This is a genomic window from Actinoalloteichus hoggarensis (assembly GCF_002234535.1).
Classification (GTDB): domain Bacteria; phylum Actinomycetota; class Actinomycetes; order Mycobacteriales; family Pseudonocardiaceae; genus Actinoalloteichus_A; species Actinoalloteichus_A hoggarensis.
In genome coordinates this window covers 4,230,830-4,246,322 of sequence record NZ_CP022521.1, presented here as the reverse complement: position 1 = coordinate 4,246,322, position 15,493 = coordinate 4,230,830, and the positions used below count along the sequence as shown (strand labels likewise).

The 15,493-nt window shown below is 72.7% G+C and carries 13 protein-coding genes; 9 read left to right on the top strand and 4 right to left on the bottom strand.

Translation table 11 applies throughout. From position 1 onward, the window contains the following. Positions 1 to 386 precede the first annotated feature (386 nt). Entirely contained in the window at positions 387 to 767 is a 381-nt protein-coding gene (locus AHOG_RS18085; RefSeq protein WP_093942412.1) for a RidA family protein, read from the top strand. 123 nt (positions 768 to 890) lie between these two features. Here AHOG_RS18085 and AHOG_RS18080 read toward each other — a convergent pair whose 3' ends face one another. Next, positions 891 to 2,102: a lactonase family protein gene (locus AHOG_RS18080; RefSeq protein WP_245856298.1), complete on the bottom strand. Its 1,212-nt coding sequence runs from the start codon at positions 2,100 to 2,102 to the stop codon at positions 891 to 893. A 342-nt stretch (positions 2,103 to 2,444) separates the two neighbouring features. Here AHOG_RS18080 and AHOG_RS18075 point away from each other — a divergent pair, with 342 nt between their 5' ends. Next, positions 2,445 to 3,638 (top strand): hypothetical protein, encoded by a 1,194-nt coding sequence (locus AHOG_RS18075; protein ID WP_211290440.1) that lies wholly within the window; start codon positions 2,445 to 2,447, stop codon positions 3,636 to 3,638. Here the strand turns inward: AHOG_RS18075 and AHOG_RS30035 are convergent. After that, entirely contained in the window at positions 3,598 to 4,314 is a 717-nt protein-coding gene (locus tag AHOG_RS30035) for a class I SAM-dependent DNA methyltransferase (protein ID WP_245856297.1), read from the bottom strand. The two genes, AHOG_RS18075 and AHOG_RS30035, sit on opposite strands and share 41 nt — an antisense overlap. Before the next feature lie 198 nt (positions 4,315 to 4,512). Between AHOG_RS30035 and AHOG_RS30030 the strand changes: the two genes are divergently transcribed. Together AHOG_RS30030 and AHOG_RS28720 are read left to right on the top strand one after the other, a co-directional pair. Beyond that, entirely contained in the window at positions 4,513 to 5,322 is an 810-nt protein-coding gene (locus AHOG_RS30030) for a hypothetical protein (RefSeq protein ID WP_245856296.1), read from the top strand. 1,521 nt (positions 5,323 to 6,843) lie between these two features. Beyond that, the gene (locus tag AHOG_RS28720) at positions 6,844 to 7,989 is read left to right on the top strand and encodes an acyltransferase family protein (protein WP_157736899.1); all 1,146 of its coding nucleotides are present in this window, start codon (positions 6,844 to 6,846) and stop codon (positions 7,987 to 7,989) included. A 333-nt stretch (positions 7,990 to 8,322) separates the two neighbouring features. On the opposite strand, the gene AHOG_RS18055 is transcribed toward AHOG_RS28720, so the two are convergent. Next, positions 8,323 to 9,111, bottom strand: coding sequence for an SDR family oxidoreductase (locus AHOG_RS18055; RefSeq protein WP_211290439.1), 789 nt, complete (start codon positions 9,109 to 9,111; stop codon positions 8,323 to 8,325). 228 nt (positions 9,112 to 9,339) lie between these two features. Here AHOG_RS18055 and AHOG_RS18050 point away from each other — a divergent pair, with 228 nt between their 5' ends. Both AHOG_RS18050 and AHOG_RS18045 read left to right on the top strand, forming a co-directional pair. Next, positions 9,340 to 10,128, top strand: a complete 789-nt coding sequence (locus tag AHOG_RS18050; protein WP_157736898.1) for a TetR family transcriptional regulator — start codon at positions 9,340 to 9,342, stop codon at positions 10,126 to 10,128. Positions 10,129 to 10,451: 323 nt separating this feature from the next. Then, positions 10,452 to 11,210, top strand: coding sequence for an alpha/beta fold hydrolase (locus AHOG_RS18045; RefSeq protein WP_093942408.1), 759 nt, complete (start codon positions 10,452 to 10,454; stop codon positions 11,208 to 11,210). A 157-nt stretch (positions 11,211 to 11,367) separates the two neighbouring features. On the opposite strand, the gene AHOG_RS18040 is transcribed toward AHOG_RS18045, so the two are convergent. Beyond that, the gene (locus AHOG_RS18040; protein WP_093942407.1) at positions 11,368 to 12,549 is read right to left on the bottom strand and encodes a serine hydrolase domain-containing protein; all 1,182 of its coding nucleotides are present in this window, start codon (positions 12,547 to 12,549) and stop codon (positions 11,368 to 11,370) included. A gap of 635 nt (positions 12,550 to 13,184) precedes the next feature. On the opposite strand from AHOG_RS18040, the gene AHOG_RS29150 reads away from it, so the two are divergent. From AHOG_RS29150 to AHOG_RS18030, 3 genes are read left to right on the top strand one after another with little or no spacing between them, the layout of a single operon-like run. Continuing rightward, the gene (locus tag AHOG_RS29150; RefSeq protein ID WP_169725878.1) at positions 13,185 to 13,433 is read left to right on the top strand and encodes a hypothetical protein; all 249 of its coding nucleotides are present in this window, start codon (positions 13,185 to 13,187) and stop codon (positions 13,431 to 13,433) included. Beyond that, positions 13,397 to 14,602, top strand: a complete 1,206-nt coding sequence (locus AHOG_RS29145) for a sensor histidine kinase (protein ID WP_169725877.1) — start codon at positions 13,397 to 13,399, stop codon at positions 14,600 to 14,602. The genes AHOG_RS29150 and AHOG_RS29145 overlap by 37 nt, the downstream gene beginning before the upstream one ends. Continuing rightward, positions 14,599 to 15,243, top strand: coding sequence for a response regulator (locus AHOG_RS18030; RefSeq protein ID WP_093942406.1), 645 nt, complete (start codon positions 14,599 to 14,601; stop codon positions 15,241 to 15,243). Before AHOG_RS29145 ends, AHOG_RS18030 begins: the two co-directional genes overlap by 4 nt. The last annotated feature ends 250 nt before the right edge of the window (positions 15,244 to 15,493 follow it).

The following is a 15,493-nucleotide window of genomic DNA, read 5'->3' as shown; positions in this document are numbered from 1 at the left end:
GGGTGCATGGCGCGGGTGAGGTCCGGGCGCTGAGGTTGGTGCGCGGAGGTCTGATTCGGCGCGGCAGGATCGCATCCTCGGATCGTGCCGCCGCCGTCGGGGGTGTTTCGGCCGTCGTGTCCGATCGGTGCCTGACCCGTCGGCTCGGACTCGGTCGGTGTCGGCCCGCCGCTGCCGGCCCCGCCGGCGTCGGACCACTACGGCGTCCGACTCGGGCGATCGCTCGGAGGGAACAGCACGGTCAGCCGGGGCCGAATGTCGTCGGGGCGACCACGACCGCTTCTCGCGTCCACTCCGGAGGATGAATCCGCCCGGCGGTCGGCGAGACTGGGCCGGCCGTCGGCGAGTACGACGGTGGGCGATCGTCGAGCGAACGGAGCGACACCATGACCTGGAGAGCCGTCACCAGCCCCGAGCTGCCCGCCCCCGCCGGGGCGTACAGCCATGTGATCGATACCGGCACCCTCGTCTTCACCGCGGGCTTCGGGCCGCAGGACCCGGAGACGGGGACGATCCCCGACGGGGTGGCGGCACAGACCGAGAAGGTGATCGACAACGTCGAGCGGGCCCTGGCCGCCGTCGGCCTCGGCCTGTCCGACGTCGTGAAGACGACCGTTCACCTGCAACACCTGGACCGCGACTTCGCCGAGTACGACGCCGTCTACGGCAGGCGCTTCACCGCGCCCCACCCGGTGCGGACCACGGTGGGCAGCACACTGGCGGGCATCCTCGTCGAGATCGACGCGGTGGCCGTGCGTCCGAGCTGACCCGGATTCATGCGACTCGGCCGCTCCCGGACGACGTCGGATCGGTCGACCCGACGTCTCCACCTGATCGGGCCGGAACCGGCGTCCGAGCGGGCGTCCGGGGCGGCGGGGCGCTGTTCGGGCTCAGTCCAGGAAGGCCACCACGCAGACGCCCGGCACCTCGGCGACGATCTCGGCGGGGGACAGCAGCCCGGTCGTCGCGTCGCGCGCCAGCCGGGTGATCGAACCGGAGTTCTGGTTCGCGACGTAGAGGCCCTGCTCGGCGGGGTCCAGGGTGAAGTGTCGGGGCCAGGCGCCTCCCGTGGCGACGGTCTCGAGCAGCCGCAGCGACGCGCCGTCCTCGGCCACCCCGAAGACCGCGATGTCGTCGTCTCCGCGGTTGGAGGCGTAGAGGAAGCGGCCGTCGGCGGACACGGCGATCTCGGCGGGGAAGTTGTCCCCGGTCGCGTCGGCGGCGCGGCTGCTGATCGTCGGTCCCTCGGTGAGGCGACCGGCGGTCGCGTCCCAGGCGCAGACGGTGATCGTGGAGGCCAGCTCGGCGAGGACGTAGGCGTGTCGGCCGTCGGGATGGAAGGCGAGGTGCCGCGGGCCGCTGCCCGGGGGAAGGACGAGCCGTGCCACCTCGGCGAGCGTGCCCGCCTGGAGGTCCAGCGAGTACACGTACACGGAGTCCGCACCGAGGTCCACGGCGATCACGTGCTCGCCGGTGGGGTCGACGAGGATCTGATGCGCGTGAGGATCGCGCTCGGCGCCGACGTGCTGCACCAGATCGGTGGCCGGGCCGATCGAGCCGTCCTCGGCCAACGGATGCACCACGACGGAGCCCGTCGTGTAATTGGCCGTGAGCAGGAGACGCCCGCCGGGATGCACGCTCAGATGCGTGGGTCCGCCGCCCAGGGTGGACTCGGTGCCGACGATCGTCGGCGCGAACGGATCGGCCAGGCTCAACGCGGTGACCCGACCGGTCGGGACGAGTTCGTTGACCGTGTAGAGGAATCGGCGATCGGCCGAGAAGGCCAGCGCGGAGGCGTCCGGCACGTCCGACACCGGGCCGACGAGCGTGAGCCGACCGCCGGCGTCGCGGCTCGCGACGTCGAGGCCGCGACCGGGCGGATCGGTCCAGCCGAAGCTGCCGAGATAGACCGGCTCCGCCTGTCCGGCGCTCGCGGCGGCGGACGGGTCGACGACGCCGCCGGGCGCCCCCGCCGATCGGACGCCGCCCGCCGGTGTCGCGGCGATCGCCGAGGCGCCCGTCGCGGCGGCCAGCATCGCCGTGGTCCCGGTGATGCCCATCGCTGTCAGGAACCGGCGTCGGGTCGGGTCGTCGTCTCGCATGATCGTGATCCACCGCCATCGTCATCGTCGTCAGTGCCCGGGTCAGTGTGTCCAGGGGACTCCGCGGTGGTATAGACCAGAACGGGGGTATTCGCCCCGGTCCGCCGGTCGCGACGAGTGGTCCCGCGATCTCGAGTCGCGGTCCCGCCCGCGTCGTCCCGGTCCGCGAGTCCTCGTCCGACATCCGCCCGAGGAGCCACGTCGACGAGTCGGGGACGGCGATCATCACATCGAGTGATCGACTCGATGTGTACAGCGAGCAATGATGGCGTCTGCGGTCCGACTGATCGAGTGCCGGGCCGACCGAGCGCCGAAGCGTTCCGGTGACAGGCGAGGAGATCGATGATCGACCAGCAGGCCAGTGACGAACGCGCACTCCGGGCGATCGGCCTGCGCACGTGGTCGCCGAGCAGCGAGGTGTTCACGGCCAGAGAGCCGGACGAGACCTGGCCGCTGTTCGGCGGCATGGCCTGGGTATACCGGGGTGAGGGCAACGCGAGCCTGCTGCGCCCGGTGCTGCTCGCCGACGGATTCGACTCCGGCCCGAGCGACCTCGACACCTTCTGGGACGGCATGGACCGCCGAGGCTTCGCCCTCGCCGAGGCGTTACGCGGCCAGGGTCACGACCTGATCCTCATCGGCTTCGACGAGCGCAGCGCCACCGTCGGCCAGAACGCGCGGACGGTCGTCGCCGCGATCGGACGGGCCATCGCCGAGCGTCGAGGCCGGGAGCGCCTGGTCGTCGGCGGCTTCGGGGTGGGAGCCGTCGTCGCTCGCTACGCGCTCGCGAAGCTGGAGACCGACCGGCGGGATCACCAGACGGGTGTCTACCTCTCCTACGACGGTCCGCACGGGGGCGCCTCCGTGCCGATCGCCGTCCAGGCCTTCGCGCACTACGGCAGCCCGTCCCTCGCCGCGCAGCTGAACAGCCCGGGCGGCAGACAACTGCTGTGGCGACACATCGCGTCGGTGGACGGCGTGCCCGGGGTGGACGCCCTTCGAACACGGCTGTTCGCCGAGTTGGATCGGGTCGGCGGCTGGCCGATGCGGCCTCGTAGGCTCGCCGTCGCCAACGGCACGGGCGACGGCACCGGCAACGGCGTCCCGCCCGGCGCGCTCGCCCTGAGCGTCGCCGGACCGGCCTTCGCGGGCACGAACCTCTACACGCAGTCGGACACGCCGGACGCCGTGGTGGCGACATTACAGTCGGCCATCGACACGCCCCGCGAGGTGTTCGCGGAGGACCTCCCCGAGATCGACGGCGCCCCCGGCGGGACGCTGGAGGTCTTCGCACTCCTCGGCGCGGCCCTCCAGGAGCGCGGCGCCGCCCAGGTCCACCACGGCGAGGTCGCGTTCGTGCCCACGCTCAGCGCCCTGGGCTTCGGCGAGGTCGACGGCGCGGGCGATCTCTTCGTCGACGTCTCCGGCCTCTCGGTCTACACGAGCGCGTTCGACGACTTCGCCTTCGCGGACTCGAACACCCGACACTGCACGATCACCGAGGACCTCGCGAGCTGGCTGCTCGACCGGCTGTGAGCGCGGGGAGCCCCTTCTCATCGATCGCCGTCGGCTTCGTTGCCAGTACGTACGCCTGCGGGACGCGATCCCATCGAAGGTCCGGCTCCCGGATCAGCCGGGCGGTGACCACGAATCCGGCCTCGGTCAGCAGCGACGCGATGTGCTCCGGCGGCAGCCGATAGGCGTCGTAGGACAGCGTGTGTCCATAGGCCTGCTCGATGTGCCGCCGCTCGTCGCCCGTCTGGAAGGCGAGCAGCAGGTGCCCGCCGGGAGCCGACACGCGATGGAACTCGGCGAACACCGTCGGCAGCAGCTCCGGAGGGACGTGAATGATCGAGTACCAGGCCAGGACGCCGCCCAGCTCGCCGTCCGGCAGGTCCAGACTCGTCATCGAGCCCACCTCGAAACGCAGCCCCGGATTCCGCTTCCTGGCCACCTCGACCATGCCGGGAGACAGGTCGATGCCGAACACGGACACGTCCAGCGCGTCGAGGTGCGCGGTCACCCGGCCCGGCCCGCAGCCCACATCGGCGATCGGACCGAGCCCCGCGGCGCGCACCAGTTCGGCGAACGCGGCGAGCATCGCCCGGTCCAGCGGCTTCTCCCGCAGCTCCGGCGTGAGCAGTTCGGCGTAGTCGACCGCGACGGCGTCGTAGGCGGTACGGGTGGCGCTGAGGAACGGCGGCTCGGTCACGGCGGCCGAGCGTAGCCGCCGACGACGCGGGCAGGCTCGACTCGCCGCGGCGATCTGCCGTCTCGGCGGAACCGCCGCGTCCGCCGTTCGGGGGCAGGCCGGCAGCCCCGTCCAGCGCGGCTCGGCTGCGCCGATCGGGCGAGGCGGTGTTCCTTCGTCTTCGGTACCCGGTACCCGACTTGCTGCTATCTTCGCTCGATGTCCACCGAGTTCGATCTTGCTCGGCGCTCGCAGGTCTACGCCGCACTGCCGGAGTACCGCAGACGGCTGCGCGAGCTCGACCGCGTGCCCGGTGCCGTCGACGGCTCGGCGGACCTGAGCGAGCACGAGTTCCAGTTGTTCTCGCAGAACGGTGAGGACGGCGTCCTTCTGGAGATCCTGCGTCGCATCGGCGTCACCGACGGATTCTTCGTCGAGTTCGGAGTGGAGACCGGCCGGGAGGGGAACTGCGTCGCGCTCGCCGACGTCGTCGGCTGGCACGGCCTGTTCATGGAGGCCGACGGCGCGCACCACCATCACCTGCATCACAAGTACCGCTGGAGCGACCGGGTGCGGACGCTGCACGCCATGGTCACCCCGGACCGCGTCGAGACGCTGTTCCGCGAGAGCGAGGTGCCCGCCGAACCCGACGTCGTGTCGATCGACATCGACGGCGGGGACTACTGGGTGTGGGAGGCGCTGTCGGCCTACCGGCCGCGCGTCGTGGTGATCGAGTACAACTCCGGGCTCGATCCCGCCCGGGCCCTCGTGCAGCCGCGTGACGCGCCGGCGTGGGACGGCACCGACTACTTCGGCGCCTCGCTCGGGGCACTCGTGACACTCGCCGCGCGCAAGGGATATCGCCTCGTGCACTGCGAGCTGGCGGGCGTGAACGCCTTCTTCGTCCGGGCGGACCAACCGGGGGAGTTCCCGGCGCCGGAGGAGGTACGGCGACGCGGCCCCAACTACTTCCTGACCTCCCACGGCCACCCCGCCGACCACACGGGCCGTGCCTACCTGGAGTTGTGATCGAGCGTCGACACCGCCTGCGACGGGCGTGCTCGCCGCGCCCGGCGGGCCGGACGACGTCGCGGATCACGGGGACCGCACCGGATCGAATGGGCTACCGTGACGGCCGTTCGCGCAGGCCCAACCGCCGAGAAGACTGAGATGGCTGAGATGGCTGACAGGCCCCTGCCGGGGTCGGCACGCAGGCAGGCGGCCCGCCGTGACCGCCCCGAGGTGCCCGAACCGGACGCTGTGGGCACGTCCGAGGCATCGGTCGTCTCGTCGGACGGACCACGTTCAACAGGGTGGCCCGTCGCGCGCGGATTCGTTCCGCCCGGCGAGTTCACTCCCCCCGGCGAATCGGCCGCACCGCGCGAGTTCATGCCGCCGAACGTCGTCGCGGCACCGGAGTTCCCGCCGCCGGAGTTCCCGCCGCCGGAGTTCCCGCCGCCGGACGAACACGGCGAGCGGGCCGCACGATCGGCGCGACCCACCGCGTTCGTCGAACCGGGCGGCGCGCCGCCGGGCGAGACGGTGCGGCCGAAGCCGTCGCCCGGCAGCGGATCGGGGCGCCGGCGGGCACGGCCGCCCGCGGCGGACCCGGGCACGGACCGCGGCGACGGCCGACCGGCCGGCCCGTCGGACCGCCGGGGCAGCGGGGGGACGCCGCCCGCCCGGCCGCGACCGCCGTCAGGACGTGACACCGCGGCAGAACTGCGGGAACGGGCCGCAGCAGCGCCTCCGGACCGTCGACGAGCCGCGACGCACGACGCGGATCGGCCGCACGAACCGCCCGACGGCACTCACCGGCCGCCAGGGGCACGTCGGTTCGGGCATGTCCAGAAGATCGACGATGCGTCGTGGCCGACGGAGGACGTCCCGGACGGCGACCGGCCCGGCCGCGGCGAGCGGTTCCGGCCGGACGGCCGTCCGGAGAACCGCGCCGCCTCCCACGGCGGTGCTCGGACGCCGACCTCCGGGCAGGTGTTCGACCCTCGTGCGTCGACTCCCTCCCCGCCGCCGGAGGCGCCGTCGAGGCCGGGCGCGGTGCCGCCCACCTGGTCGGATCACGGCTCTCCGCCTCGGCCCTCGCCCGGTCCTGCCGGGCGGACCGGTGCGTCGTCGGACTCCGCCGCGTCTCGAGCCCCGGAGGCGTCCCGAGCCCCGGAGGCGTCCCGAATCGCCGCCGAACCAGGCGCTGCCGGGCGGGTGTCCGGACCGCCGCGGCGGGGCGACGGGGCGTCCGCCCGCTCCCACGATCCTCGCCCGACCGGCGAGTCACGAGAACAGGCTCCGGGGCGGCCCTCGACGAGGACGGGCCGTCCGTCGTCGCCGCCGGGGCCTGCGGAGCAGACCGTCCAGCTCGACGAGACCCAGGAGATCCACGGTGCCCCGAGGCCCTCCGCGAGCGCTCCGCCACCGACACCGCAGGCACCCGCACCACAGGCACCCGCACCGCAGGGAGCCACGCGGACCACGGGACCGCCACCGCCCCCGAGCCCGGCGGACCGCCCGCCGCCGTCCGAGCCCGCCGACGAGACGGTGCGGCTCAAGGCTGTCCGCGAGCCGCCGGAGCCCCCGGAGTCCCCGGCGGCCCAGCAGGAGACGCCGCCTGAGGCCCCTCGCAGGCCCCGGCGCATCGTCTTCATCGACATCATCCGCGCCATCGCCGCCCTCTGGGTGTTCTACGGGCACGTCGACATCCTGTTCATTCAGGAGGAGATCGGTCCGACGTGGTTCACCTCCGCGTTCAACTACTTCATCGGTCCGCCGCTGCACCTGGGCGAGGAGGGGATCGGCGCGGCGGCCGTGCCGTTGTTCTTCCTGGTGAGCGGCTTCGTGATCACACCGATCGCGTTGAAGATGGGCACCGGCCGCTTCACCATGAACCGCCTCATGCGGCTCTATCCGCCCCTCATCGTCGCGGTGCTGATCGGTGCGGGAGCCGTGGCGGTGGGCCTGCACCCGCTGATCCTGCGCAGCGAACCCGACGTGACGCTGGGCAACATCCTCACCAACATCACGCTGATCAACTTCTTTCAGCGACCGCTCGGTGCCTTCGTCGGCGTGGGGTGGACGCTGGCGGTGGAGCTGTTGTTCTGCCTGCTCCTCGCGGCGATGCTTCCGTTACTGCGGCGGTGGATCTGGATCGCGCTCGCTGTCGAGATCGAGATCCTGCTCGTCCTCATCCTGCTCGGCAACCACTTCGGCGGCACCCTCGGCGTGGTGGCCTCCGAGCTGCCCTACCTGCTGATCCCGGTCATGGGGCAGGCCATCTGGGCGGGATGGAACAAGAAGATCCACGGCTGGCTGGCCGGACTCTTCCTCGCGGTCTGCTGGGGCCTGTACGTCTGGTCCTCGCACCTCGACCTGGCCGACGACTTCGTGCTGCGGCCCGCGCCGCTGGCCTTCGGGCTGCTGATCATGCTGATCGGGATCGGGATGGAGAATCGGCTGCGGCAGCGGGCGCTGTGGACCTGGCTGTCCGAACGCAGCTTCTCGCTCTACCTGATGCACGCCGTGGTCGCGTTCCCGGTGCTGCGCGGCCTGGTGAACGTGACGCCGCTGTGGCTGACGCTGCTGGCGGGCGTCGCCGCGACCGCCGTGGCCGTGGAACTGTGCTATCGATTCGTGGAACGACCCAGCCACAACCTGGCTCGGCGTCTCTCTCGGCGACCGGCCCGCTGAGTCCGACGAGATCGGTGACAGTCGTCATGGCGAAGTCATGACACATGACACTACCGACGGTGATCGTTCCCGTACAGGATCGACGGCATGGCATCGCACTCGCTTCTCCCGCCCCGCAGCACCCCGACGCGACCCCGGCCCCGACTCCTCGTGCGTCGACACCGGGCCGACAGCGGCGCGGCGACGCCGCCAAGCCGGACGTCGCGCATGCTCGGCGGCCTGGTTCGGCTTCGTCGGCGCCGGTGTGGTCGCCCGCCGCCCGGCGCCGCGTCGTCGCCCGACCGGTGGCCGCCTCGGGCGGCGGGCCGATCGTCGTCACCGGCCGCACCGTCGTCAGTGTCGGCGTTCGTGCGTCGCGTTCGTGCGCTCCGCGAGGTACTGGTCGAAGGTGATCTCGCCGACGGCGTGGTCGCGGGTCAGCAGTCCTCCCGAGCGAAGGGCACGGCCGATCGCGCCGGGCAGCGGCACGGACAGCACTCGGGAACGCCTGCCCTCGGCGGCCAGCGTCCGCCGTGTGAGGTCGGCCAGCGCGATCACCTCCGGGCCGCCCAGCTGGGGAGCCCGGCCCGCGGGTCCGGTCTCGACGAGTTCGACGAGCCTGCGCGCGACGTCCCGCACGTCGATCGGCTGGCAGTCGACGTCCGCGGGCGCGAGGACGATCGGCGACCGCCGCTGCGCGACGGCCGGCCGCGCCACCAGATCGTGAAACTGTGTCGCCCGCTGGATCGTCCACGGCACGCCCGCGCCCGCCACGATGCCCTCGCAGGAGAGTTTGATCCGGTAGTAGGACAGCGGCACCGCCTCGATGCCGACGATCGAGACGTAGACCAGATGCGGCGGGTGCTCCGCGTCCCGCACGGCCTCGGTCAACAGACGGGCCGCCCGCACGTCGCCTCGGCCGTTGGTGGTCGCGCAGTGGACGACCGTGCCGACGTCGGCCACCGCCGCGTCGACGCCCTCGCCGGTCGTGAGATCGCCGATCACCCGATCGGGGCCGGGCTCGCCCGGTGGCCGCGGTCGCCTGCTGAGCACCCGCACCGCGTGACCTCGGGACCGCAGCCGCCGCACCACGGCACGTCCCAGCGTGCCGGTTCCGCCGGTCACCAGAGTCGGTCTGCTCACGATTCCTCCTGGACTCTCGGATGCGCTCGTCATCGCTGCGGCGGGCCGCCTGTGCAGCGCAGTCTGGCGGGTCCGGAGGCGACGCGCAGCGCGGTGATCGGTCACCGCGGCCCTTCGACCGTCGCCCCGTCCGCCGTGCACACGAGACAGGACTGCTTCTGGGCCGTCCGCCGCATCCGGTTGCTCCATTCGCCGACTTTCGTGATCCCGTTCTCCTACTCTCGCGTCATGAGCAGGCTCGTGAGCACCGCGGTGGAGCTGCTGCGTCGCGCCGACGCGACGCGGGCGGGCCCGCTGTCCTCCCTCGGGCTGACGGAGCTCGCCGCGCTCCTCGGAGTGTCGCGGTCGACGTTGTTACGACGGATCGGCAGCAGACGCGAACTCGACGCCGTGCTGCTGGAACTCGGCGCCCGTTCGGTGCTGCGGCCTCCGGTGGCCGACCGCGTCGTGGACGCCGCCGCCGCGCTGATCAGCGACCGAGGCGTCGCCGCGGTGACGCTCGACGACGTGGCGGCCCGGGCTCGGTGCAGTGTCCAGTCCATCCACGTCCAGGTGGGCGGTCGAGACGCCGTGCTCACCGAGACCTTCGCCCGCCACAGCCCGGTCACCGGGATCTCCCGTGCCCTCGAGGACCCGCCTGGCGGCCTGTGCGAGTCGGCGCGTCACGTCTACCTCGCCATGGTCGACGCGGTTCTGGGGATGCCGGTGGTCCGGGCTCTGCTCACCGAGGCGCTCGCCCGACCGGACAGCGGGCTGGCTCGGTTCGTGCGCTCCGGCTGCGTCCGTTCCCTCAGCCTGTCACTCGCCCGTTGGCTCGCGCGCCACCGGCTCACGGGCGGCATCCGCCCGACGATGGGCCTGCGCCAGGTGATCGTGCTGTTCGTCGGGCCGGTGGCCGTGCAGGCGCTCACCGAGGCCGTAGCCGTGGAGAGTCGCGATCCCGTCGTCCGGGGGCGGGTCGCGACCGAGTTGGCCGACTCCTTCTGTCGCGCCGTCCGCCCCGACCCCACCGGCTGACCGGGGGCGGAGCCGTCCGCCGGTCGTCGCCCCGAGGCGCACGCAGGTTACGACGACGAAAGGTCACGCGCGCCGCGGCCCTGCCCGGCGTCGTCTGTCGGGGGTCTGATGTTGGATGGCGCCGTCGGATCGACGGCCTTCCGTCCCGGCCCCTTCGGCGGCGGCAGGTGTCGTACCGCCCGCCGGATGCGCGCGGGCCGGTCGGCGCCGACCGCCGACCGCTGCTTCGGTCGTGCCGACCGGTTCGACGACGGCGCCGTCGTCACGCGGTGCGCCCCGCGTCGCGCGGCGGTCGCCCACCCCTACGAGAGGACGACGACGACATGGCCGAGTACATCGAGATCGGCGCCGTGCGTACCTGGTACGACGAACAGGGCGGCGGTGAGCCGGTGGCTCTGCTGCACGGCGGGTTCAGCGACTCACAGGACTTCCACGGCAACCTCGACGCCCTCGCCGACGATCTCCGGGTGCTGAGTCCGGAACGTCGGGGACACGGACACACCCCCGACGTCGCGGGTCCCATCACCCTGGAGCTGATGGCGGACGACATGATCGGCTTCCTGTCGGCCGTCGTCGGCGGTCCCGCGCACCTCGTCGGCTACAGCGACGGAGCAGCCGTGGCCCTGCTGGTCGCGTTGCGTCGGCCAGACCTGGTACGCAGGCTGGTGCTCGTCAGCGGCGTGTTCCACCGGGACGGTTTCGCCGTGGCGTTCGACGGCGACGGCGAGATGCCGCAGGACGTGATCGACGCCTACGGCGCCGTGTCACCGGACGGTGTCGAGCACTTTCCCGTGGTGGCCGAGAAGATGGCGCACTGCGCGGCGGCCGGCCCGATGCTCACGACGGCCGACCTCGGCGGCGTCCGCAGCCGGACGCTGGTGATGACCGGTGACGACGACCTGGTGACCCTCGAGCACACCCTGGACCTGTACCGGGGTGTCGCGGAGTCGGAACTGGCCGTCGTCCCCGGCACCTCTCATCTCCTGCTGACGGAGAAGCCCGCGGTGTGCACGGGCATCGTGCGCGACTTCCTGACCCGGGACCCGGTGCCCACCATGCTGCCGTTGCGTCGATCGGAGTGAAGGCGAGACCGGTTCGACGACGTCGACCACGTCCCGTCGTCCGGCGACGAGCCTGACCTGCGGTGACGATCGGGCTCGCGGGAGTGCGGCCGGGGCGGTGCGCACTCGCGAGGGCGTGTCCCGGCCGTCTGCCGCCGCGAGGATCGTCTCGGTCGGCTCACCCCGCGGGCGGCGTGACCAGGTCCACGAAGGGCACACCACAGAACTCGAGGTTGACGATGTTCGCCGAACCGATGCTCACCAGGGCACCCTCCTGGCTCACGTCCTGCTGGTTGAACAGTACGGTCACCTGCCGTTCGCCGTCCTCCGTGGCGAAGGACATCGTCGTGTAGCCGGGAATGGCGCCGGTGTGCCCCCACAACCGGGTGCCACAGGTGGTGGTCATCTCTTCGACACCGAGTCCGTATCCGGGCCACAGCTCGTGGCCGGTGGGCACCGTCTCACGGAGCAGCGCCGTCAGCTCCGGGGAGAGCAGCGCACCGGTCAGCAGGCCGCGGAAGAACCGCTGGAGGTCCTCGGCCGTGGACACCACGCCGTAGGAGGCCCAGGCGAACGACGGGTTGATGTCGGTGACGTCGTGGTGCTGCCCGTCGACCACGAGGTAGCCGGCGGGATGCGGCCGTGGCAGCGCGGGATCGGTGACGGGCAGGGACGTGCCGGTCATCCCGGAAGGTCGGACGATCTCGTCGTGCAGCACCTCCGACAGCGATCGATCGGTGATCGACTCGACGATCATGCCCAACAGGATGTATCCGGTGTTGGAGTAGTGGAAGGCCGCGCCGGGCCGCGCGACGGAGCCGAGCGCGACGGCCATGTCGACGAGATCCACGGGCGCGAAGGTACGGCTCCCGTACTCGTCCGGGGTCTCCTCTTCCAGGGTGACCGTGTAATCGGCGAGGCCGGAGGTGTGCCGGACGAGGTGTTCGACGGTGATGAGCTCGTCGTCCGGCACCAGACCGGGAACCAGTCGATCGAGCGTGTCGTCCAGCGACAACCTGCCGTCGTCCACGAGCCGGAGCACGGCGGCCGCGACCATGCTCTTCGTCAGGCTGGCGGCGCGAAACGCTCCCTCGGCGGGCATCGGGGCGCTCGTCACGAGGTCGGCGACGCCCTCGGCGGCCTGTCGGGATCGGCTTCCCTCGGTGATGGTGACGGCGACGCCTGGTGCCCCCGCCTCGACCATCCGGATCATCTCCGCCTCGATGGCGGTGCGGTCGTCGACGGCTCCCGGACCGACCATGGCGTTCGCGTTCGCCTGCGGGGCGCAGAGCAGCAGCGCGACGGTCGATGCCGCGAGTCGACCGTGTCGGCGGGCGTGGGGAGGGCGGGACTTCGACAAGGGATTTCCTCTCGGCACACGGTCGAGACGACCGGGGGACGGACAGTCCGTCCAGTGCAGCGCACGCCCGGACGCCGCCGCACCGGGTGATCGGCCTGCATCGTCCCGACGATCGGATGACGGCAGACGCCGAACGGCGACCTTCGTCGACGACCCGACGAACCGCAGGCGGCTGTCGGTCGCCCGCGTGGTCTGTGATGCTCGGGGCTGCGGGCTGCGGGCTGCGGGCTGCGGGCTGCGGGCTGCGGGGCCGGTGCACCCGACGGCCGTCCTGCACACCTCCGGACGGGGTGCGCGGGGCGAACTGCGGCGGGTGCGCGATCGCTCCGGCGGGTCCTCGCCGGACGCGGGCGTCCCCGCCGACAGGCTGCCCCGTGACAGGCTGCCGCGGTGGCGGCTCCGCGGTGATGGTGCCGGGCGCGGACGTCGGATCGTGCGCGCGAGAGACCGAGAGGAAGGGCGCCGCGGTGGCGAGTCCGCCGAATTCACGGCAACGGCCACGGTTCCGGCGACGGCCACAGCCACAGCCGAGGCGACCGGCCGGCCGGCGATCGGAGCCGGACGGCGGCGGGTTCGGCTGGTCGCGGGCGCGGATCGTCGCGGCGGTCGTCCTGTTCGCGGCGGCCGCTCCGGCCGTGCCTCTCGCCGTGGAGACGGGGGCGGCAGGCCGCCCCGAGACGCTGCTGTGCTGGATCTCGACGGTGATTCAGCTCGGCGGAGGCTCGGCCGTGCTGCTGCGGCCGCGGGCGGCCGCGGCCACCGGTCTCGCGGCCGCCGTCGGCGTCCTGCTTCTGCTCTGGACCGGCGGGCTCGGCGTGACGGCGGGCTACTTCGGCGGGATCAATCCGTGGCCCCCGTCGCGATCCTCATCGCCGTCGGACTGACGGTCCGGCAGGGCGGCCGACGCCCGGGCGTGGTGGGCGCCTGGGCGGTCATCGGTGTCGCGGTACTGATCTCCGTGCGTGGCTGGGATCCGTCGACGAGCACCGTCGCCTCCGGGATGCTGCGGACCGTGCTGCCCGGGCTGCTGGGCGCGCTCATGGCGACGCGGGAGCGGCTGGTGGCCGCCCTGCGTGCGGCGGCGCGGCGCGCCGAGGAGGACCACCGCCGCGAGCTGGCTTCGGCTCGGCAGGCCGAGCGGGCCCGTCTCGCCGACGAGATGCACGATCTCGTCACCCATCGCGTCAGCCTCATGGTGCTGGCCGCCGATGCGCTCCGGCGATCCCCGGATCCCCAGCGAGGCCGAGCGACGGCCCTCATGGTCCGGGAGCACGGGGTCGCGGCCCTCGACGAGCTGCGGGAACTCCTCGGACTGCTGCACGCCGAGCGCACCGAGCCGACAGACCCGGCCGACCACACCGACCAGGGTGTCCAGGTCGACCAGACGGAGCAGACGGAGCAACGCGTCCGGCGTGACCACACCGACCGGGCCGAGCGGGCCTCGGCCGCCGGAGATCGTCCTGAGCCGTCGGCCGCGGACGTCCCCGTCCCCGTCGCCGGTGTCGAGCCGCGACCGAGAGCGGGCGGCGTAGCACCGGACCCGGAGATCGCCGACCTGGTGGAGGCCGCCGCGGCGGCGGGGACGCCGGTCCGTCTCGATCGGACCGGCGAACCGGGCGCGGCGCCGTTGGCCGTGCGGCGGGCGCTGGCGCGGGTGGTGCAGGAGGCCTTGACCAACGGCCGCAAGCACGCGCCGGGTGAGGCGGTGCGCGTCGAGCTGCGCTACGAGGCCGACCTGGTCCGCGTCGAGGTCGTCACCGGTGCCCGGGAACGAGCCGGGCCCGCCGCAGGCCCGCGGCATCTCCCCGACGGCCGATTCGTCGGGTCGCGGCCCGATTCCGACGGACGCACCGCCGAGCACGTGGGGGCGGGCCTCGCGGCCACGGGGTCGGGGCGGGGGCTGGCGGCGTTGCGACGGCGTGTGGGGCTGCTCGGCGGCACATTGCACGCGGGTCCGCTGTCGGACGGCGGGTTTCAGGTGCTGGCGAGCCTGCCGCTGGGCGGAGCGGTGGTGCCGGGCGGGTCGGAACGGCCGGCTAGAGTGGTCCGGTGATCCGGGTCCTCGTCGTCGACGACGAGCCGATGGTGTGCGAGTACCTCGGCGCGATCCTCGCCGGTGGCGACGACGTGGAGGTCCTGCCCGCCGCCCACGACGGGGCGGAGGCCGTCGAGGCCGCGGTACGGGGTGTGCCGCAGGTCGTCCTGCTCGACCTGCGAATGCCCGGCGTCGACGGACTCACCGCGCTTCCACACCTGTGTGCCCTGCCCGAGCCGCCCGCCGTCCTCGTCCTGACCACCTTCGACTCGGACGCGCATGTGCTCGACGCGCTGCGGGCAGGCGCGGCCGGATTCCTGGTCAAGACCACGCCCGCGAGGGATCTGCTCAACCTCGTCCGAGTCGCCGCCGACGGGCACGCCGTCCTCTCGCCCAGGGCCGTGCGCGGGCTGCTCGCACCGACGATCGCCGCGGACGAGCGGAGACAGACCGCTCGACGACTTCTCGACGATCTCACCGACCGAGAGCGGGAGATCCTGGCGCTCATGGGCGAGGGTCTCACCAACAAGGAGATCGGCAGACGACTGCACCTCTCGGAGCCGACGATCAAGGGGTATGTGTCGCGCATCCTGCTCGCCCTGAACTGCGCTAACCGTGCGCAGGCCGTGTTGGTGGACCAGCGGGCGCGGATCAGCTGACACCGTCGCGCGGCACCGCGGCCGTGCTCCCGCACCACCGTGCTCCCGCACCACCGTGCTCCCGCACCACCGTGCTCCCGCACCACCGTGCTCCCGCACCACCGTGCTCCCGCACCACCGTGCTCCCGCACCACCGTGCTCCCGCACCACTGATCACCGTTGCTCGTGCCGCCCGCCGAGACCGCCGCCCGCCAGGACCGCCGCCCGCCGAGACCTCGGAGGCTGCCGGGATCGTCGAGACCGCTCAAGC